An 18,894-nucleotide genomic window follows, 5' to 3' on the forward strand; every position below is an offset into this window, starting at 1 on the left:
GCCTTCGCGAGCAAGCCCGCTCCCACAGGGTCTCTTTCGGCAGGGAAAACATTCGGTTTTCCGAACACGACCCGCCGGTCAGTTCGGCCAGCCGGATAAACAACCGCCGAACAAACCTGAAACAAAACATTAATTAGCTTCTAAAACATAGACTTAACCAGTCGCGACTGGCCTGGCACGAGTCATGCTCTACACTCCTCGAGACGAATGCCTGTAGCCAACACAACAGGAGCTGACAGGCACTTCGAAGTACTCAGGGCCGACGAACCGGCCGGAATAAAAAAAACAATGTCGAGGAAACATCGATGCGTATCGTTCCCCATATCCTGGGCGCAGCCATTGCTGCCGCTCTGATCAGCACCCCGGTTTTCGCAGCCGAACTGACCGGCACGCTGAAAAAGATCAAAGAGTCCGGCGTCATCACGCTCGGGCATCGCGACGCTTCCATTCCGTTCTCCTACATCGCGGACGCTTCCGGCAAACCGGTCGGCTACTCCCACGACATCCAGCTGAAAGTCGTCGAAGCGCTGAAAAAAGACCTGGACCTGCCCAACCTGCAAGTCAAGTACAACCTGGTCACCTCGCAGACCCGTATCCCGCTGGTGCAGAACGGCACCGTGGACCTGGAATGCGGCTCCACCACCAACAACGTCGAGCGTCAGCAGCAGGTTGACTTCTCCGTCGGCATCTTCGAGATCGGCACCCGCCTGCTGTCCAAGAAAGATTCCAAGTACAAGGACTTCGACGACCTGAAAGGCAAGAACGTCGTGACCACCGCCGGTACCACCTCCGAGCGCCTGCTCAAGGCCATGAACGCCGACAAGCAGATGGGCATGAACGTCATCTCCGCCAAGGACCATGGCGAATCCTTCCAGATGCTGGAGTCGGGTCGTGCCGTCGCGTTCATGATGGACGACGCCCTGCTGGCCGGTGAAGCGGCGAAGGCCAAGAAAGCCGAGGACTGGGCCGTCACCGGTACCCCACAGTCCTACGAAATCTATGGCTGCATGATGCGCAAAGGCGACGAGCCGTTCAAAAAGGCCGTGGATGATGCCATCAAGGCCACCTACGCGTCGGGCGAGATCAACAAGATCTACGACAAGTGGTTCACCCAGCCGATCCCACCGAAAAACCTGAACCTGAACTTCCCGATGAGCGACGAGCTCAAGGCCTTGATCGCCAATCCGACCGACAAAGCGGCTGACGACAAGAAGTCCTGATTTTCCTGACTAACCTTATCTCCTGAAGGGGCCCGGCCCTTTCAGGGGATGGTCACTCCCAGCTGACAACAAGGAAACACTCGAACCGGTGGCTGTCGAGCCCCACGGGTGTGCCTGACCCTCAAGGTCGGGCGGGAACGGAGCTTCCCCAGGCGGGCACTTGTACATCGAACGATCTGAGGGGAGACCCTAATGAATTACAACTGGGACTGGGGCGTGTTCTTCAAGTCCACCGGCGTTGGCAGCGAGACCTATCTCGACTGGTACATCGCCGGCCTGGGCTGGACCATCGCCATCGCCGTCGTCGCCTGGATCATCGCCCTGATGCTGGGCTCGATCCTGGGCGTGATGCGCACTGTGCCGAACCGGCTGGTGTCGGGTATCGCCACTTGCTACGTGGAACTGTTTCGTAACGTACCGCTGCTGGTCCAGCTGTTCATCTGGTACTTCCTGGTGCCCGACCTGCTGCCGGAAAACCTGCAGGAGTGGTACAAGCAGGACCTGAACCCGACCACCTCGGCCTACCTGAGCGTCGTCGTCTGCCTGGGCCTGTTCACCGCCGCGCGGGTTTGCGAACAGGTGCGCACCGGTATCCAGGCACTGCCACGCGGCCAGGAATCCGCCGCCCGGGCCATGGGTTTCAAGCTGCCGCAGATCTACTGGAACGTGCTGCTGCCCCAGGCCTACCGGATCATCATTCCGCCGCTCACCTCGGAATTCCTCAACGTCTTCAAGAACTCTTCCGTGGCCTCGCTGATCGGCCTGATGGAACTGCTCGCGCAGACCAAGCAGACCGCCGAATTCTCCGCCAACCTGTTCGAAGCCTTCACCCTGGCGACGCTGATCTACTTCACCCTGAACATGAGCCTGATGCTGCTCATGCGCATGGTCGAGAAGAAAGTCGCGGTGCCCGGCCTGATCTCCGTGGGGGGTAAATAATGGAATTCGATTTCAGTGGTGTCGTCCCGGCCATTCCCGGCTTGTGGAACGGCATGGTGATGACCTTGAAACTGATGGCCCTGGGCGTCGTTGGCGGGATCGTCCTGGGGACCATCCTGGCGCTGATGCGCCTGTCCCACAACAAGCTGGTTTCCAACATTGCCGGCGCCTACGTCAACTACTTCCGCTCGATACCGCTGCTGCTGGTGATCACCTGGTTCTACCTGGCGGTGCCGTTCGTGCTGCGCTGGATCACCGGCGAAGACACGCCAATCGGTGCGTTCGGTTCGTGCGTCGTGGCGTTCATGATGTTCGAGGCGGCGTACTTCTGCGAGATCGTGCGGGCCGGCGTGCAGGCGATCCCCAAGGGCCAGATGGGCGCCGCCCAGGCACTGGGGATGAATTATGGCCAGACCATGCGCCTGATCATCCTGCCCCAGGCGTTTCGCAAGATGACCCCGCTGCTGCTGCAACAGAGCATCATCCTGTTTCAGGACACCTCGCTGGTCTACACCGTCGGCCTGGTGGACTTCCTCAATGCCTCGCGGGCCAATGGCGACATCATCGGCCGCTCCAATGAGTTCCTGATCGTCGCAGGTCTCGTGTACTTCACAATCAGCTTTGCCGCCTCGCTGCTGGTCAAGCGTCTGCAAAAAAGGTTCGCCGTATGATCTCTATCAAGAACATCAACAAGTGGTATGGGGACTTCCAGGTACTGACCAATTGCAGCACCGAGGTCAGCAAGGGTGAAGTGGTGGTGGTCTGCGGCCCATCGGGTTCGGGCAAGTCCACGCTGATCAAATGCGTGAACGCCCTGGAGCCGTTCCAGAAAGGCGACATCGTGGTCGACGGCACCTCCATCGCCGACCCGAAGACCAATCTGCCGAAACTGCGTTCGCGGGTGGGCATGGTGTTCCAGCACTTCGAACTGTTCCCGCACCTGACCATCACCGAAAACCTGACCATCGCGCAGATCAAGGTGCTGGGCCGGAGCAAGGAAGAGGCCACCAAGAAAGGCCTGCAACTGTTGGATCGGGTCGGCCTCTCCGCCCACGCCCACAAGCACCCTGGCCAGCTTTCCGGCGGCCAGCAGCAGCGCGTGGCGATTGCCCGTGCGCTGGCGATGGACCCGGTGGTGATGCTGTTCGACGAACCGACCTCGGCCCTCGACCCGGAAATGGTCAACGAAGTGCTCGACGTGATGGTGCAACTGGCCCACGAAGGCATGACCATGATGTGCGTGACCCACGAAATGGGCTTCGCCCGCAAAGTGGCGAACCGGGTGATCTTCATGGACCAGGGGCAGATCATCGAAGACTGCAAGAAGGAAGAGTTCTTCGGCGACATCAGCGCCCGCTCCGAACGTGCGCAGCATTTCCTTGAGAAAATCCTGCAGCACTAAAGCACCACTTCCTTTAGACGAGCTCCTGTGGCGAGGGAGCTTGCTCCCGCTGGGACGGTCCGACGCTTCGGGCGCAGCGACCCAAAACCGGCGAATGCGGTGTACCTGGAAGTATCGCATTTGCCGATTTTACGACTGCTTCGCAGCCGAGCGAGAGCAAGCTCCCTCGCCACGGGACCGTGTTCGAAGGGCGACCACGGCCACACTGGTTGACCCAAGGCTTCTGTGATGAAATGCGACCCCACCCTCTATCGCGCCGCGCCGCCATCACTCGCCGTGAAACCCCGCCTGATCCGCCATCTGTTCCTGCCGCCGCTGATCATCGCCCTGACGATCGGCCTGGGATATCTCGGCTTCTGGATCAGCGAGCACTATGGCGTGCGCGGCCTGGCGGAGAACGGCGAGCGCCAGCTGGAGCTGCATGCCCGGGCGGTGGAAAGCGAGATCAGCAAGTACACCTACCTGCCCAGCCTGCTGGAGCTGGAGTCCGGCGTCTCGACCCTGCTCGACGACCCGACGCCCGAGCACCGCAAGGCGGTCAATGAATACCTCGAAGGCCTGAACCGGCGCAGCCGCAGCCGGGCCATCTATGTGATGGACACCACCGGCCGGGTCATGGCCACCAGCAACTGGCGCGACGTCGACAGTTACCTGGGCGAAGACCTGTCCTTTCGCGCCTATTTCCAGAACGCCGTGCGCGGCGAACCGGGGCGCTTCTACGGCATCGGCAGCACCAACGGCGAGCCCGGCTACTACCTGGCCCATGGCCTGGAACAACAGGGCAAGATCATCGGCGTGGCCGTGGTCAAGGTCCGCCTCGAAGCCATGGAAGAGCGCTGGCAGCGGGCGCGCCTGGAGGCTTTCGTCAGCGATGAGAACGGCATCATCATTCTCTCCAGCGACCCCGCCCGACGGCTCAAGTCAGTCCGCCCGCTGAGCGACGACACCAAGGAACGCCTGGCCCGCAGCCTGCAGTACTACTGGTTCCCACTGAACGAACTGGTGCCCCTGGCCCGGGAGCGGTTGGCCGAAGGCATGGAGAAGGTGACGTTCCCGGCCAACACCGAGCTGGTATCCGATGAGCGTGCCATCAGCTACCTGTCGCAGACCCGGCCCCTGAGCGATACGCCGTGGAACTTCACCCTGCTTACCCCCCTTGAAGACCTGCGCCGCCAGGCGATCAACCAGGGAATCCTGGTGGCTGTCGCTTTCGCCCTGGTGGCGTTCCTGCTGATTGCCTGGAACGAACGGCGCAAGGTCATCGCCACCCGCCTCGCCGCCCGCGAAGCGTTGCAGGAAGCCAACAACCAGCTCGAGCGTCGGATTACCGAACGCACCACCGACCTGCGGGCCAGCAACGAACGACTCAAGAGTCAGATTCGCGAACGGCGCCAGGCCGAGGAAACCCTGCGCCGAGCCCAGGACGAGTTGGTTCAGGCCGGCAAACTGGCGGCCATCGGCCAGATGTCCACCAGCATCGCCCATGAGCTCAACCAGCCGCTGGCGGCGCTGCGGACCCTGTCCGGCAACACCGTGCGCTTCCTGGAGCGCGGCCAGCTGGACATCGCTAGCACCAACCTCAAGACCATCAACGAACTGGTTGACCGCATGGGCCGCATCACCGCCAGCCTGCGCGCCTTTGCCAGGCGTGGCGACGACCAGGGCAGGGCCAGCCTGGGCAAGGCGGTCGACGCGGCCTTGCAATTGCTCGGCGAGCGTCTCGAAAAGCTCGACCTCCAGATCCACAACGGTTTCGACGACGTACAAGTGCAAATCGACCAGACGCGCCTGGAGCAGATCCTGGTCAACCTGATCGGCAATGCCCTGGACGCCATGCAAGCCCAACCCGAGCCGCAGCTGTGGCTCGAAGGCCAGGCCGCCGATGGCAAATACCGCCTGCGGGTGCGGGACAACGGCCATGGCATTGATCCAGAAGCACGCAAGCATCTGTTCGAACCGTTCTTCACCACCAAACCCGGCGAACAAGGGCTGGGCCTGGGCCTGACGCTTTCGGCAAGCCTCGCGGCAGCGGCCGGCGGGCACCTGGGTGTCGAGTTCCCGGTGGAGCGTGGCACCACCTTTGTCCTGAGTTTACCGTTGGTAAGCCTTTTACCTGCCGAGCAGCCATGAACAACGACTTGAGCGTACTGATCGTCGAAGACGACCCCCATGTCCTGCTGGGCTGCCAACAGGCGCTGAGCCTGGAAGACATCCCGTGCATTGGCGTGGGCAGCGCCGAAGAAGCCCTGGAACGGGTCGGCGATGATTTCGCCGGCATAGTCATCAGTGACATTCGCCTCCCCGGCATCGACGGCCTGGAGCTGCTGACCCGCCTCAAGGCTCGTGATCGCAGCCTGCCGGTGGTGCTGATCACCGGCCACGGCGATATTTCCATGGCCGTTGGCGCCATGCAAAAAGGCGCCTACGACTTCATGGAGAAACCCTTCTCCCCCGAACGCCTGGTGGACGTCGCCCGCCGTGCCCTGGAACAGCGCAGCCTGGCCCGTGAGGTTTTTTCCTTGCGTCGGCAATTGGCCGAACGCGATTCCCTGGAAGGCCGGATCATTGGTCGCTCACCGGCCATGCAGCATTTGCGCGAGCTGATCGCCAACGTCGCCGACACCTCGGCCAACGTGCTGATCGAAGGCGAAACCGGCACCGGCAAGGAACTGGTCGCCCGCTGCCTGCATGACTTCAGCCGACGCCACGACAAACAGTTCGTAGCGCTGAACTGCGGCGGCCTGCCGGAGAACCTGTTCGAAAGCGAGATTTTCGGTCACGAAGCCAACGCCTTCACCGGCGCCGGCAAACGCCGGATCGGCAAGATCGAGCACGCCGATGGCGGCACGCTGTTTCTCGATGAAGTGGAAAGCATGCCCCTGCCCTTGCAGATCAAACTGCTGCGGGTGTTGCAGGAACGCACCCTCGAACGCCTGGGATCGAACCAGAGCGTGGCCGTGGATTGCCGGGTGATCGCCGCCACCAAGTCGGACCTGGACGAACTGGGCCGGGCCGGGCAGTTTCGCAGCGACTTGTACTACCGCCTCAATGTGGTGACGCTGGAATTGCCGCCCTTGCGCGAGCGGCGCGAAGACATCCTGCAATTGTTCGAGCACTTCCTCCAGCAGTCCTCGTTGCGCTTCGACCGCACGGTGCCGCAGTTGGACAACCAGACCCTGTCCAACCTCATGAGCCACGATTGGCCCGGCAACGTGCGCGAGCTGCGCAACGTCGCCGAACGCTATGCCCTCGGCCTGCCGGCCTTCAAGAAATCCGGCGCCAGTTCCGGCAGCCACGACCTGAGCTTCGCCGAGGCAGTGGAAGCGTTCGAGCGCAATCTGCTGATTGACGCCCTGCAACGCAGCGGTGGCAACCTGACCCAGGCCAGCCAGGAACTGGGCATGGCCAAGACCACGCTGTTCGACAAAGTGAAAAAATACGGCCTGAGCCACTGACCGGGACGCTGACTGTGGACTTGATTTTCAAAGCGGCGCTCGGCGCCGCCGTAGTGGTCATCCTGGCCATGCTGGCCAAGACCCGCAATTACTACATCGCCGGGCTGGTGCCGCTGTTTCCCACCTTCGCCCTGATCGCCCACTACATCGTCGGCAAGGGCCGTTCGGTGGACGACCTGAAGACCACCATCGTCTTTGGGATGTGGTCGATCATTCCGTATTTCGTGTACCTGGCGACGTTGTATGTAATGGTCGACCGGCTGCGCCTGGAGGCGTCGCTGGCGGTGGCGGCGGTCGCGTGGTTGATGGCGGCGACAGTGCTGATCAGCGTCTGGGTGAGAGTCCACGGCTGAGTGTTGGGGTCATACAGAAATGCTGGGGGCGTGTGGGAGCGAGCCTGCTCCGGGCGGCGATCCGACGATGGCGTCGGATCAGTAGCCCACAGTAAACCGCGCACGCGAAAACTGCGGCTTTTCCACCTCATCGATCAACGCAATGGCGTAGTCGGCGAAGCTGATCCAGCTGCGCCCGGTGGCGTCGAACAACAGGTGATCCTTGCCGACCCGGAACTGGCCGGTGCGCTCGGTTTCGACGAACTCCGCCGAGGGCGAGAGGAAGGTCCAGTCCAGGTCCTGTTCCTTGCGCAACACGTCCAGGAACAATGCACCTGCGGTGGCTTCGGCGAGGTACTCCTCGGGGAAACCCTCGCTGTCGATCACCCGGCTGTTGTCCGGCAGCAACAACGAACCGGCCCCGCCCACCACCAGCAGACGCTTGACCCCGGCGGCCTTCACCGGCGCGATGACCTTGTCGGCCGGCACGGTGGAGAAGTGCGCGGCGCTGACCACCACGTCGTGACCGGTGATGGCCGCGATCAGTGCCTCGCTGTCCAACACGTCCAGTTGCTTGCTGACCACCCCGGCCCTTTCACCGATTTTCGCGGTGTTACGGGCGATAGCCGTCACGCTGTGGCCGCGACGCAGGGCTTCTTCCAACAGTTGGCTGCCGGCGCGACCGGTGGCGCCGATGATTGCGATTTTGCTCATGGTGTTCTCCAGTGATTACTCATAAATGCCAGGCATGCAAACCCCTGTGGCGAGGGAGCTTGCTCCCGCTCGGCTGCGAAGCAGTCGCAAGATGGTGGGGCCGCTGCGCGACCCAGCGGGAGCAAGCTCCCTCGCCACAAAGGCTCTTCAACCAAGCTGATTCATTGCTGCGAAAGCGTCATCCACCATCGGGCCCTCACCACTTCATCTCCCCCTTGGCCACCTTGGCACTGAGCTCCAGCGAACTGTCTTCGCCCAGGTCCGGGAAGCGTTGCTTCATGGCGGCGATCAAGGCAGCGGAATCCTTGGCGCGGGCGGTCTCTTCGTCGAAGGCCTGGATGTAGGCAGCGGTGAATTTGACCGGTGCCAGGGAGCGCTCGCTCTCGCCCAGGTAATGGCCGGGAATCACCGTGCTCGGTTGCAGTTTCTCGATGCTCGCCAGGGTCGCCAGCCAATCCTGATGGGACTTCGGCGTCTGGGTGTCGGCCATCCATACATGAATGTTCTCGGCCACCACCACCCCGCCCACCACGGCCTTGATCGATGGAATCCACACGAAGCTGCGCTCCGGTTGCGGGCCGTCAAGACCGATGATCTGCAAACGCTTGCCCTCCAGGGTCAGGCTGTCGCCCCTGAGCACCTCGGGCACGATGGCTTTGGTCGGCGCGTCAGTCTTCAGGACCGGCCCCCAGTATTTAAGCTTGCCGTCGACGGTGTGCTTGATGTGCTCGACGGTCGGCGCGGACGCCAGGACCTTGGCCTCGGGAAATGCGGCGATCAGGGTTTGCAGGCCAAAATAGTAGTCTGGATCGCCGTGGCTGATGTAGATCGTGGTCAATCGCTTGCCGCTGGCGCGGATCTTTTCCACCACCTGCCCGGCCTGGGTTCTGCCGAACTGAGCGTCCACCAGGATCGCTTCCTTATCGCCACTGACCAACACCGAGCTCACGGGGAAAACCGCTGCCGCGCCAGGGTTATAGACGTCGAGGGTCAGATCGGCCGCCCAACTGTGCGCGGCGAAAGCCAACGCGGCCGTCGCCAGCAGCAGGCGCTTGAAAGAGGTCAATCCGCTCATGGTGTGCTCCGTTGTCCAAAATCCGAATGCAACAGAGCTTAGTTACCTGATTGATTCCAAAAAATGCGATGCTCCGACATAGTTTGTTTCTGAAAGCGTGCAAATCATGGACCGTCTACAAGCAATGCGAGTGTTCGTCACGGTGGTGGACCTGGGCAGCCAGTCCGCCGCAGCTGAGTATCTGGACCTTTCCAGGCCGGTGGTCTCGCGGTACCTGGCGGAGCTGGAAGACTGGGTCGGCGCCCGGCTGATGCACCGCACCACCCGCAAGCTGAGCCTGACGGCCGCCGGCACCGAGACCCTGCCGCGCTGCCGACAGATGCTGGAGTTGTCCGGTGACATGCAAGCGGCGGTCAGCACGCGGGACGACGCGCCACGGGGCATGCTGCGCATCAGCGCCAGCACCTCGTTCGGCCAGACGCAACTGGCAACCGCCATGGGCGAGTTCGTCAAGCGATACCCCGGGGTGAGTGTCGACCTGCAAATGCTCGACCGCACCGTGAACCTGGTGGATGAGCGTATCGACCTGGCGATCCGCATGAGCAACGACCTGGACCCGAACCTGATCGCCCGACGCCTCTCGGTCTGCCGCTCGGTGATCTGCGCCTCGCCCGCCTACTTGCACGAACACCCGACACCGCAGCGGGTGGAAGACCTCGGCCGGCACAACTGCCTGACCCACTCCTACGTCGGCAAGAGCCTGTGGCATTTCGAGCAGGACGGTGAACAGGTCTCGGTGCCGGTGCAAGGCAACATCAGCGCCAACGAAGCCAGCACCCTGCTACGGGCGACCATGAGCGGCGTCGGCGTGGCGATGCTGCCCAGCTTCCTGGCCGGCGCCCACATCAAGCGCGGCGAGCTGGTTCGCCTGTTGCCTCACGCTGAGCCCCGGCAAATGAACATCTACGCGGTGTACGCCTCACGCAAGCACATGCCTTCGGCGCTGCGCAGCCTGCTGGATTTTCTGGTGGTGAAGTTTCCCGAGATGCCGGAGTGGGATGTGGGGTTGTAGAAAAACTCGCCCCAACACTCCCCCCCCTTGTGGGAGCGGGCTTGCTCGCGAATGCGGCGTGCCAGTCGACATTTGATTACCTGACACACTGTATTCGCGAGCAAGCCCGCTCCCACAAGGGATTGTGCAAGCGTCGAACACTGCACCAGGATTTCACCAAAAGCCCACCCCAAGGCATACTTGCCACCCTCCGCACTCCAGAACCCGAAACCGCCCCATGCGTATCCACGTCAGTTTCATCGACCGCGTCGGCATCACCCAGGAAGTCCTGGCGTTGCTCGGTGGGCGCAATCTCAATCTGGATGCGGTGGAGATGGTGCCGCCCAACGTCTACATCGACGCCCCGACGCTCAGCCCGCAAGTGCTGGACGAGCTGCGCGAGGCGCTGTTCAGCGTGCGTGGCGTGCAAGCAGTGACCGTGGTGGACATCCTGCCGGGCCAGCGCCGGCACCTGCAGCTCGATGCGCTGCTGGCGGCCATGACCGACCCGGTGCTGGCCCTGGACAGCGCTGGCAACGTGTTGCTGGCCAACCCGGCACTGATTGCCTTGTACGGGCGCGAGCCGGCCGGGGAAAGCGTTGCCAGCCTGTTCGGCGACGAAGCGCTGCTCAGTGCCCTGCTGGAGAACGGCTTCCGCCTGCCGCTGCGGGAAATCACCCTCAACGGCCTGACCTTGCTGCTGGACGCCACGCCCATCACCGATGCCGGCGCCCTGCTCACGCTCTACCCGCCGAACCGCATGGGTGAACGCCTGTCGGCCCTGCACCACGACCATGCCGAAGGTTTTGACGCGCTGCTCGGCGAGTCGCCGGCGATCCGCACCCTCAAGGCCCGGGCCCAGCGAGTTGCAGCCCTGGACGCACCGCTGTTGATCCAGGGCGAAACCGGCACCGGCAAGGAGCTGGTGGCCCGGGCCTGTCACGCCATCAGCGCCCGTCACAGTGCACCGTTCCTGGCGTTGAACTGCGCCGCGCTGCCGGAGAACCTGGCCGAGAGCGAATTGTTCGGCTATGCGCCCGGCGCCTTCACCGGGGCGCAACGGGGCGGCAAGCCCGGGCTGATGGAGCTGGCGAACCAGGGCACGGTTTTCCTCGATGAGATCGGCGAGATGTCGCCGTACCTGCAAGCCAAACTGCTGCGCTTCCTCAACGACGGCAGCTTCCGCCGGGTCGGCGGCGACCGGGAAATCAAGGTCAACGTGCGGATCCTCAGCGCCACCCACCGCAACCTGGAAAAAATGGTCGGCGAAGGCTCGTTTCGCGAAGACCTGTTCTATCGCCTGAACGTGCTCAACGTCGAAGTCCCGCCCCTGCGTGAACGCGGCCAGGACATCCTGTTGCTGGCCCGCTACTTCATGCAACAGGCCTGCGCGCAGATCCAACGTCCGGTCTGCCGCCTGGCGCCTGGCACCTATCCGGCGCTGCTGGGCAACCGCTGGCCGGGCAACGTGCGGCAGTTGCAGAACGTGATCTTCCGCGCCGCCGCCATCTGCGAGAGCAGCCTGGTGGACATCGGCGACCTGGACATCGCCGGCACTTCGGTGGCGCGTCAGGGCGACGTGGAAGTCGAAAGCCTGGAGCAGGCAGTGGAAACCTTCGAGAAAAATCTCCTGGAAAGCCTCTACGTCAACTACCCCTCCACCCGCCAGCTCGCTAGCCGCCTGCAAACCTCCCACACCGCGATTGCCCATCGGTTGCGCAAGTACGGGATTTCCAACAAGCCGTAAGCCCACCGCTGGCCCCACTGTTGGAGCGGGCTTGCTCGCGAAAGCGGCGTGTCAGTCGACATGTAGTTACCTGACACACCGTATTCGCGAGCAAGCCCGCTCCCACAGAGTCCGGTATCAAAACCGACCCCCACCCGTACTGAAAGCGCTACAGCGGAACGATATCGCTACACCTGGCGCCAATCTGCGCCGGATAAGGCTTTGATCCCACAAAGATTTTATCCAAGCCTAGAGCTGTAGCGATTTCGCTACAGACAAGTCTACTCGCACCGCGCAGAAATCCGCCAAATCATTGATTCACAAGCACTTATCAACATTGGCCGCATTCTTGCTATCGCCATACCCATTCGGCCGGGCCATGCCCCGCGCCTTTCTTCGCGTCCACCAGACGAATCTGGCCCCAGGAGTTTCCATGAGCGAGTTGCGTTTCACTGAAGATCACGAATGGCTGCGCACCGAAGCCGACGGCAGCGTCACAGTCGGTATTACTGCGTTTGCGCAAAACGCCTTGGGCGATGTGGTCTATGTTCAGTTACCGGAACTGCAAAGCTACGACAAGGGTGCCGAAGCCGCGACCGTGGAATCGGTAAAAGCCGCCAGCGGTGTCTACATGCCCCTCAACGGTGAGGTGCTGGAGGTCAACCCGGCCCTGGAAAGCAATCCGGAACTGGTCAACGAAGATCCGCTGGGCGAAGGCTGGTTTTTCCGTTTCCAGCCCGCCAACGCCGCTGAAGTTGGCCAACTGCTGAATCAGGACGCTTACGACCGCCTGATCAAAGCCAACGCCGAAGCCTGAGGAGCCACGACATGAGTATCAATCTGGGCACCGCCAACGAATTCATCGCCCGTCACATCGGCCCACGGGCCAGCGACGAGCACGCCATGCTCGAGCGCCTGGGCTACGACTCTCTGCAAGCGTTGAGCGCCAGCGTCATCCCTGAGAGCATCAAGGGCACCAGCGTGCTGGACATGGGCGACGGCCAGAGCGAAGCCGACGCACTGGCCTCGATCAAGGCCATCGCCGCCAAGAACCAACTGTTCAAGACCTACATCGGCCAGGGCTACTACAACTGCCACACGCCAGCGCCGATCCTGCGCAACCTGCTGGAAAACCCGGCCTGGTACACCGCCTACACCCCGTACCAGCCGGAAATTTCCCAGGGCCGTCTCGAAGCGCTGTTGAACTTCCAGACCCTGATCAGCGACCTCACCGGCCTGCCGATCGCCAACGCGTCCTTGCTGGACGAAGCCACCGCCGCCGCCGAAGCGATGACCTTCTGCAAGCGCCTGAGCAAGAACAAGGGCAGCAACGCCTTCTTCGCGTCCGGCCACTGCCACCCGCAGACCCTCGACGTGCTGCGCACCCGTGCCGAGCCCTTGGGCATCGAGGTGGTGGTCGGCGACGAACGCGAACTGAGCGACGTCAGCCGCTTCTTCGGCGCATTACTGCAATACCCGGCCAGCAACGGTGACGTGTTCGACTACCGCGAACTGACCGAACGTTTCCACGCCGCCAATGCCCTGGTCGCCGTTGCGGCTGACCTGCTGGCCCTGACCCTGCTGACCCCGCCAGGCGAATTCAGCGCCGACGTGGCCATCGGCAGCGCCCAGCGCTTCGGCGTGCCACTGGGCTTCGGCGGCCCGCACGCGGCCTATTTCTCTACCAAGGATGCCTTCAAGCGCGACATGCCTGGCCGTCTGGTCGGCGTTTCCGTGGACCGTTTCGGCAAGCCGGCCCTGCGCCTGGCGATGCAGACCCGCGAGCAACACATCCGCCGCGAGAAAGCCACGAGCAACATCTGCACCGCCCAGGTATTGCTGGCCAACATCGCCAGCATGTACGCCGTGTACCACGGCCCCAAGGGCCTGGTGCAGATCGCCAACCGCATCCATCACCTGACCGCGATCCTCGCCAAGGGCCTGGACGCGCTGGGCGTCAGCGTCGAGCAGGACAGCTTCTTCGACACCCTGACCCTGCACACCGGCGCGCAAACCGCCGCCCTGCACGACAAGGCCCGTGCCCAGCGCATCAACCTGCGCGCGGTGGACGCGCAACGCCTGGGCCTGTCCCTGGACGAAACCACCTGTCAGGCCGACATCGAAACCCTCTGGAGCGTGTTGGCCGACGGCAAGGCCCTGCCGGACTTCGCTGCCCTGGCCGCCAGCGTGCAAAGCCGCATCCCGGCGGAACTGGTGCGCCAATCGGCCGTCCTCAGCCACCCGGTGTTCAACCGCTACCATTCCGAAACCGAGCTGATGCGCTACCTGCGCAAGCTCGCCGACAAGGACCTGGCCCTGGATCGCACCATGATCCCGCTGGGTTCCTGCACCATGAAACTCAACGCCGCCAGCGAAATGATCCCGGTGACCTGGGCCGAGTTCGGCGCGCTGCACCCGTTCGCGCCCGCCGAGCAGAGCGCCGGCTACCAGCAGTTGACCGACGAGCTGGAAGCCATGCTCTGCGCCGCCACCGGTTACGACGCGGTGTCGCTGCAACCCAACGCCGGTTCCCAGGGTGAATACGCCGGCCTGTTGGCGATCCGTGCCTATCACCAGAGCCGTGGCGAAGACCGTCGCGACATCTGCCTGATCCCGTCCTCGGCCCACGGCACCAACCCCGCCACCGCCAACATGGCCGGCATGCGTGTCGTCGTGACCGCCTGCGATGCCCGTGGCAACGTCGACATCGAAGACCTGCGGGCCAAGGCCATCGAGCACCGCGAACACCTCGCTGCGCTGATGATCACCTACCCGTCCACCCACGGCGTGTTCGAAGAAGGGATCCGCGAAATCTGCGGCATCATTCACGACAACGGCGGCCAGGTGTATATCGACGGCGCCAACATGAACGCCATGGTCGGCCTCTGCGCGCCGGGCAAGTTCGGTGGCGACGTGTCGCACCTCAACCTGCACAAGACCTTTTGCATCCCCCACGGCGGTGGCGGCCCGGGCGTCGGCCCGATCGGCGTCAAGTCGCACCTGGCGCCATTCCTGCCGGGCCACGCCAACATGGCACGCAAGGAGGGCGCGGTGTGCGCGGCGCCGTTCGGCAGCGCGAGCATCCTGCCAATCACCTGGATGTACATCCGCATGATGGGCGGCGCCGGCCTCAAGCGCGCCTCGCAGTTGGCGATCCTTAACGCCAACTACATCGCCCGTCGCCTGGAAGAGCGCTACCCGGTGCTCTACACCGGCAGCAACGGCCTGGTGGCCCACGAATGCATCCTCGATTTGCGCCCGCTCAAGGACAGCAGCGGCATCAGTGTCGACGACGTGGCCAAGCGCCTGATCGACTTCGGTTTCCACGCCCCGACCATGTCGTTCCCGGTGGCCGGCACGCTGATGATCGAGCCGACCGAAAGCGAATCCAAGGAAGAACTGGACCGCTTCTGCGACGCCATGATTTGCATCCGTGAAGAAATCCGCGCGGTGGAAAACGGCAGCCTGGACAAAGACGACAACCCGCTGAAAAACGCCCCGCACACTGCGGCGGAAATTGTCGGCGAGTGGACCCACCCCTACAGCCGCGAACAGGCGGTGTACCCGGTGGCGTCGTTGATCGAAGGCAAGTACTGGCCGCCGGTGGGCCGGGTCGACAACGTGTTCGGCGACCGCAACCTGGTCTGCGCCTGCCCGTCGATCGAAAGCTACGCTTGATTGTTGAGGGGTGGGTCAACCGCCCCTTCCAACAACGCCGCCTATCCCCCTGTGGGAGCGGGCTTGCTCGCGAACGCGGCAGGTCAGTCAACATCTGATTAGCTGACACACCGTATTCGCGAGCAAGCCCGCTCCCACAGGGGGCCCTGCATAACTCTCGATCATAAAAAGAAACCGGAGAAACACCATGTCGTTAAGCGTGTTCGACCTGTTCAAGATCGGTATCGGCCCGTCCAGTTCCCACACGGTCGGCCCGATGCGTGCCGCTGCCCGTTTTGTCGAGGGGCTGCGCCGTGATGACCTGCTTGAAACCATCACCAGCGTCAAGGTCGAGCTCTACGGCTCCCTCGGTGCCACCGGCAAGGGCCACGGCAGTGACAAGGCCGTGCTGCTGGGCCTGGAAGGAGAACACCCGGACACCGTGGACACCGAGACCGTCACCGCCCGTCTGCAGGACATTCGCAGCAACGGTCGCTTGAACCTGCTCGGCCAGCACCCCATCGAATTCAATGAAAAGCTGCACCTGGCGATGATCCGCAAGCCGCTGGCCTTTCACCCCAACGGCATGATCTTCCGCGCCTTCGACGGTGCCGGGCTGCAAGTGCGCAGCCGCGAGTATTACTCCATCGGCGGCGGGTTCGTCGTCGATGAAGGCGCGGCCGGCGCCGACCGTATCGTCGAAGATGCCACCGCCCTGACCTTCCCGTTCAAGAGCGCCAAGGACCTGCTCGGCCACTGCACCACCTACGGCCTGTCCATCAGCCAAGTGATGCTGACCAACGAAAGTGCCTGGCGCCCCGAAGCCGAGACCCGCGCCGGCCTGCTGAAAATCTGGCAGGTCATGCAAGACTGCGTGGCGGCCGGCTGCCGCAACGAAGGCATCCTGCCGGGCGGGCTGAAGGTCAAGCGCCGGGCCGCCGCGCTGCATCGCCAGTTGTGCAAGAACCCCGAGGCGGCGTTGCGCGACCCATTGTCGGTACTGGACTGGGTCAACCTGTATGCCTTGGCCGTGAACGAAGAAAATGCCTTTGGCGGACGGGTCGTCACCGCGCCCACCAACGGCGCAGCGGGGATCATCCCAGCCGTGCTGCATTACTACATGCGCTTCATCCCTGGCGCCAATGAGGATGGCGTGGTCCGCTTCCTGCTGACCGCCGCCGCCATCGGCATTCTCTACAAGGAAAACGCCTCGATCTCCGGCGCCGAAGTCGGTTGCCAGGGTGAGGTCGGAGTCGCCTGTTCCATGGCCGCCGGTGCCTTGTGCGAAGTGCTGGGCGGCACGGTGCAACAGGTGGAAAACGCCGCCGAGATCGGCATGGAACACAACCTCGGCCTGACCTGCGACCCTATCGGCGGCCTGGTCCAGGTGCCGTGCATCGAGCGCAACGCCATGGGCTCGGTGAAAGCCATCAACGCGGTGCGCATGGCCATGCGCGGCGACGGGCATCACTTCGTCTCCCTCGACAAAGTCATCCGCACCATGCGCCAGACCGGCGCCGACATGAAAAGCAAATACAAGGAGACCGCCCGCGGCGGTCTGGCGGTCAACATCATCGAATGCTGATGCGCCTCTCTTCATTTTTCCAGGAGCTGATATGTCCACCGAACCACTGTTGAAAACCCCGCTCCACGCGCTGCACCTCGAACTCGGCGCCCGCATGGTGCCGTTCGCCGGCTACGACATGCCGGTGCAGTACCCGTTGGGCGTGATGAAAGAACACCAGCACACCCGCGACCAGGCCGGGTTGTTCGATGTGTCCCACATGGGCCAGATCCGCCTGAGCGGCGCAGCCGCCGCCAAGGCCCTGGAAAGCCTGGTGCCGGTGGACATCATCGACCTGCCGGTGGGTATGCAGCGCTACGCCATGTTTACCAATGAGAACGGCGGCATCCTCGACGACCTAATGGTCGCCAACCTGGGCAATGACGAACTGTTCCTGGTGGTCAACGCGGCCTGCAAGGACCAAGACCTGGCCCACCTGCGCAGCCATATCGGCAACCAGTGCAGCATCGAGCCGCTGTTCGAAGCCCGCGCCTTGCTCGCCCTGCAAGGCCCGGCTGCCGTCACTGTACTTGCGCGCCTGGCGCCAGACGTGACACAGATGACCTTCATGCAATTCCAGCGCGTCACGCTGCTGGGCGTGGACTGCTTTGTCAGCCGTTCCGGCTACACCGGTGAAGACGGTTTCGAAATCTCCGTGCCCGCCGCCGACGCGGAAAAACTCGCCCGCGCCCTGCTGGCCGAGCCGGAAGTCGCCGCCATCGGCCTGGGCGCTCGTGACTCACTGCGCCTGGAAGCCGGCCTGTGCCTTTACGGCCACGACATGAACACCGAGACCACCCCCATCGAAGCCAGCCTGCTGTGGGCCATCTCCAAGGTACGACGGGCCGACGGTGCCCGCGCCGGTGGTTTCCCCGGTGCCGAGAGCGTGTTCGCCCAGCAACAGAACGGCGTCAGCCGCAAACGCGTCGGCCTGCTGCCCCAGGAACGCACACCGGTGCGCGAGGGTGCCGAGATCGTCAACGAAGCGGGAGAGATTATCGGGACAGTGTGCAGCGGTGGCTTCGGCCCGACCCTGGGCGCCCCGTTGGCCATGGGTTATCTGGACAGCGCCTATGTCGCACTGGATACGCCAGTCTGGGCGATTGTGCGTGGGAAAAAGGTGCCTCTACTTGTAAGCAAAATGCCATTCGTTCCGCAACGCTACTACCGTGGTTGATTGACTGTTTCTATAAGTAACGCAGCTGCGTTATACGTGCACTAATGTGTAACGCAACCGCCATAAAAAGGTGCATCTTTAAGCTATTGAACCGGGCTTATAACGTTCGCTACTTATTGAACTCCCCTATCGTATAAGCCCAGGCCAGCGAAGCGTCCAAATGCCAGCAAAGATGAGTAAATACGGGCTCCTCAGGGGGGTTGTTTTTTTGTTCATAGTTGGCGTAGAGTTTGGTCACTGTGTTTGCATGGGTCGCTTGGAATCGTGACCTGGGCAGTAGCTTATGAAGTTTGCTACATCCCGCTCGACGTCTCTTACTTTCCTGCAACCCAGCCCCAGTACTCTTTCAGGTGAAAGAGGCTGTCATCAATTTTAGCGTCAAAGGAAATAAGAAAATGTCCCAACGTCAGAGCGGTACCGTCAAGTGGTTCAACGACGAGAAAGGTTTTGGTTTTATCACGCCTGAAAGCGGTCCGGATCTGTTCGTGCATTTCCGCGCCATCCAGGGCAACGGCTTCAAGAGCCTGAAAGAAGGCCAGAAAGTCACTTTCGTTGCCGTACAAGGCCAGAAAGGCATGCAGGCTGACGAAGTACAAGCAGAAGCCTGATCTTCTGTAACGAAAAAGCCCCTGATACTGATAT

General features: G+C 62.6%; 16 protein-coding genes. 14 read left to right on the top strand and 2 right to left on the bottom strand.

Annotated elements, in window-relative coordinates:
• Nucleotides 1-305 precede the first annotated feature (305 nt).
• The 7 genes from RGM2987_RS16010 to RGM2987_RS16040 all read left to right on the top strand — a co-directional run bounded on the left by RGM2987_RS16010 (nucleotide 306) and on the right by RGM2987_RS16040 (nucleotide 7,369).
• Complete coding sequence (locus tag RGM2987_RS16010) at nucleotides 306-1,220, top strand: glutamate/aspartate ABC transporter substrate-binding protein (protein ID WP_245142945.1); 915 nt, start codon at nucleotides 306-308, stop codon at nucleotides 1,218-1,220.
• 192 nt (nucleotides 1,221-1,412) lie between these two features.
• Complete coding sequence (locus tag RGM2987_RS16015) at nucleotides 1,413-2,159, top strand: amino acid ABC transporter permease (protein ID WP_042730391.1); 747 nt, start codon at nucleotides 1,413-1,415, stop codon at nucleotides 2,157-2,159.
• Nucleotides 2,159-2,830, top strand: a complete 672-nt coding sequence (locus tag RGM2987_RS16020; protein ID WP_245142948.1) for an ABC transporter permease subunit — start codon at nucleotides 2,159-2,161, stop codon at nucleotides 2,828-2,830. Before RGM2987_RS16015 ends, RGM2987_RS16020 begins: the two co-directional genes overlap by 1 nt.
• On the top strand, nucleotides 2,827-3,561 hold the full coding sequence (locus RGM2987_RS16025) for an amino acid ABC transporter ATP-binding protein (RefSeq protein WP_245142950.1): 735 nt from the start codon (nucleotides 2,827-2,829) through the stop codon (nucleotides 3,559-3,561). Before RGM2987_RS16020 ends, RGM2987_RS16025 begins: the two co-directional genes overlap by 4 nt.
• 228 nt (nucleotides 3,562-3,789) lie before the next feature.
• The gene (locus RGM2987_RS16030) at nucleotides 3,790-5,691 is read left to right on the top strand and encodes an ATP-binding protein (protein WP_245142952.1); all 1,902 of its coding nucleotides are present in this window, start codon (nucleotides 3,790-3,792) and stop codon (nucleotides 5,689-5,691) included.
• The gene (locus RGM2987_RS16035) at nucleotides 5,688-7,016 is read left to right on the top strand and encodes a sigma-54 dependent transcriptional regulator (protein WP_280639952.1); all 1,329 of its coding nucleotides are present in this window, start codon (nucleotides 5,688-5,690) and stop codon (nucleotides 7,014-7,016) included. The genes RGM2987_RS16030 and RGM2987_RS16035 overlap by 4 nt, the downstream gene beginning before the upstream one ends.
• A gap of 23 nt (nucleotides 7,017-7,039) precedes the next feature.
• Complete coding sequence (locus RGM2987_RS16040) at nucleotides 7,040-7,369, top strand: GlpM family protein (RefSeq protein ID WP_245143088.1); 330 nt, start codon at nucleotides 7,040-7,042, stop codon at nucleotides 7,367-7,369.
• Between the two features lie 78 nt (nucleotides 7,370-7,447).
• On the opposite strand, the gene RGM2987_RS16045 is transcribed toward RGM2987_RS16040, so the two are convergent.
• Together RGM2987_RS16045 and RGM2987_RS16050 are read right to left on the bottom strand one after the other, a co-directional pair.
• Nucleotides 7,448-8,062, bottom strand: coding sequence for an NAD(P)-dependent oxidoreductase (locus tag RGM2987_RS16045; protein WP_245142956.1), 615 nt, complete (start codon nucleotides 8,060-8,062; stop codon nucleotides 7,448-7,450).
• Between the two features lie 196 nt (nucleotides 8,063-8,258).
• A complete protein-coding gene (locus RGM2987_RS16050; RefSeq protein WP_245142958.1) occupies nucleotides 8,259-9,137 on the bottom strand; it encodes an MBL fold metallo-hydrolase in 879 nt (292 codons plus the stop codon).
• Between the two features lie 106 nt (nucleotides 9,138-9,243).
• Between RGM2987_RS16050 and RGM2987_RS16055 the strand changes: the two genes are divergently transcribed.
• From RGM2987_RS16055 to RGM2987_RS16085, 7 genes are all read left to right on the top strand, one after another.
• The gene (locus RGM2987_RS16055; RefSeq protein ID WP_245142960.1) at nucleotides 9,244-10,149 is read left to right on the top strand and encodes a LysR family transcriptional regulator; all 906 of its coding nucleotides are present in this window, start codon (nucleotides 9,244-9,246) and stop codon (nucleotides 10,147-10,149) included.
• A gap of 217 nt (nucleotides 10,150-10,366) precedes the next feature.
• Complete coding sequence (locus RGM2987_RS16060) at nucleotides 10,367-11,875, top strand: sigma-54-dependent transcriptional regulator (protein WP_245142964.1); 1,509 nt, start codon at nucleotides 10,367-10,369, stop codon at nucleotides 11,873-11,875.
• Between the two features lie 412 nt (nucleotides 11,876-12,287).
• The gene (gcvH, locus tag RGM2987_RS16065) at nucleotides 12,288-12,671 is read left to right on the top strand and encodes a glycine cleavage system protein GcvH (RefSeq protein WP_245142966.1); all 384 of its coding nucleotides are present in this window, start codon (nucleotides 12,288-12,290) and stop codon (nucleotides 12,669-12,671) included.
• A gap of 11 nt (nucleotides 12,672-12,682) precedes the next feature.
• Entirely contained in the window at nucleotides 12,683-15,532 is a 2,850-nt protein-coding gene (gene gcvP, locus RGM2987_RS16070; protein WP_245142969.1) for an aminomethyl-transferring glycine dehydrogenase, read from the top strand.
• Nucleotides 15,533-15,719: 187 nt separating this feature from the next.
• Complete coding sequence (locus RGM2987_RS16075; protein WP_245142971.1) at nucleotides 15,720-17,096, top strand: L-serine ammonia-lyase; 1,377 nt, start codon at nucleotides 15,720-15,722, stop codon at nucleotides 17,094-17,096.
• 31 nt (nucleotides 17,097-17,127) lie between these two features.
• Complete coding sequence (gcvT, locus tag RGM2987_RS16080; protein WP_245142973.1) at nucleotides 17,128-18,252, top strand: glycine cleavage system aminomethyltransferase GcvT; 1,125 nt, start codon at nucleotides 17,128-17,130, stop codon at nucleotides 18,250-18,252.
• 395 nt (nucleotides 18,253-18,647) lie between these two features.
• Nucleotides 18,648-18,860 carry a cold shock domain-containing protein gene (locus RGM2987_RS16085; protein ID WP_003175786.1) on the top strand — a complete coding sequence of 71 codons (213 nt, stop codon included), beginning with the start codon at nucleotides 18,648-18,650 and terminating at the stop codon, nucleotides 18,858-18,860.
• Nucleotides 18,861-18,894 lie beyond the last annotated feature (34 nt).

This window comes from Pseudomonas sp. RGM2987 (assembly GCF_022952855.1).
GTDB lineage: Bacteria > Pseudomonadota > Gammaproteobacteria > Pseudomonadales > Pseudomonadaceae > Aquipseudomonas.

Excerpts from the sequence above, each read along its gene's own strand:
- RGM2987_RS16010 (WP_245142945.1), top strand. The coding sequence starts at position 306 with ATGCGTATCGTTCCCCATATCCTGGGCGCAGCCATTGCTGCCGCTCTG.
- RGM2987_RS16015 (WP_042730391.1), top strand. The coding sequence starts at position 1,413 with ATGAATTACAACTGGGACTGGGGCGTGTTCTTCAAGTCCACCGGCGTT.
- RGM2987_RS16020 (WP_245142948.1), top strand. The coding sequence starts at position 2,159 with ATGGAATTCGATTTCAGTGGTGTCGTCCCGGCCATTCCCGGCTTGTGG.
- RGM2987_RS16025 (WP_245142950.1), top strand. The coding sequence starts at position 2,827 with ATGATCTCTATCAAGAACATCAACAAGTGGTATGGGGACTTCCAGGTA.
- RGM2987_RS16030 (WP_245142952.1), top strand. The coding sequence starts at position 3,790 with ATGAAATGCGACCCCACCCTCTATCGCGCCGCGCCGCCATCACTCGCC.
- RGM2987_RS16035 (WP_280639952.1), top strand. The coding sequence starts at position 5,688 with ATGAACAACGACTTGAGCGTACTGATCGTCGAAGACGACCCCCATGTC.
- RGM2987_RS16045 (WP_245142956.1), bottom strand. The coding sequence starts at position 8,062 with ATGAGCAAAATCGCAATCATCGGCGCCACCGGTCGCGCCGGCAGCCAA.
- RGM2987_RS16050 (WP_245142958.1), bottom strand. The coding sequence starts at position 9,137 with ATGAGCGGATTGACCTCTTTCAAGCGCCTGCTGCTGGCGACGGCCGCG.
- RGM2987_RS16055 (WP_245142960.1), top strand. The coding sequence starts at position 9,244 with ATGGACCGTCTACAAGCAATGCGAGTGTTCGTCACGGTGGTGGACCTG.
- RGM2987_RS16060 (WP_245142964.1), top strand. The coding sequence starts at position 10,367 with ATGCGTATCCACGTCAGTTTCATCGACCGCGTCGGCATCACCCAGGAA.
- gcvH (WP_245142966.1), top strand. The coding sequence starts at position 12,288 with ATGAGCGAGTTGCGTTTCACTGAAGATCACGAATGGCTGCGCACCGAA.
- gcvP (WP_245142969.1), top strand. The coding sequence starts at position 12,683 with ATGAGTATCAATCTGGGCACCGCCAACGAATTCATCGCCCGTCACATC.
- RGM2987_RS16075 (WP_245142971.1), top strand. The coding sequence starts at position 15,720 with ATGTCGTTAAGCGTGTTCGACCTGTTCAAGATCGGTATCGGCCCGTCC.
- gcvT (WP_245142973.1), top strand. The coding sequence starts at position 17,128 with ATGTCCACCGAACCACTGTTGAAAACCCCGCTCCACGCGCTGCACCTC.
- RGM2987_RS16085 (WP_003175786.1), top strand. The coding sequence starts at position 18,648 with ATGTCCCAACGTCAGAGCGGTACCGTCAAGTGGTTCAACGACGAGAAA.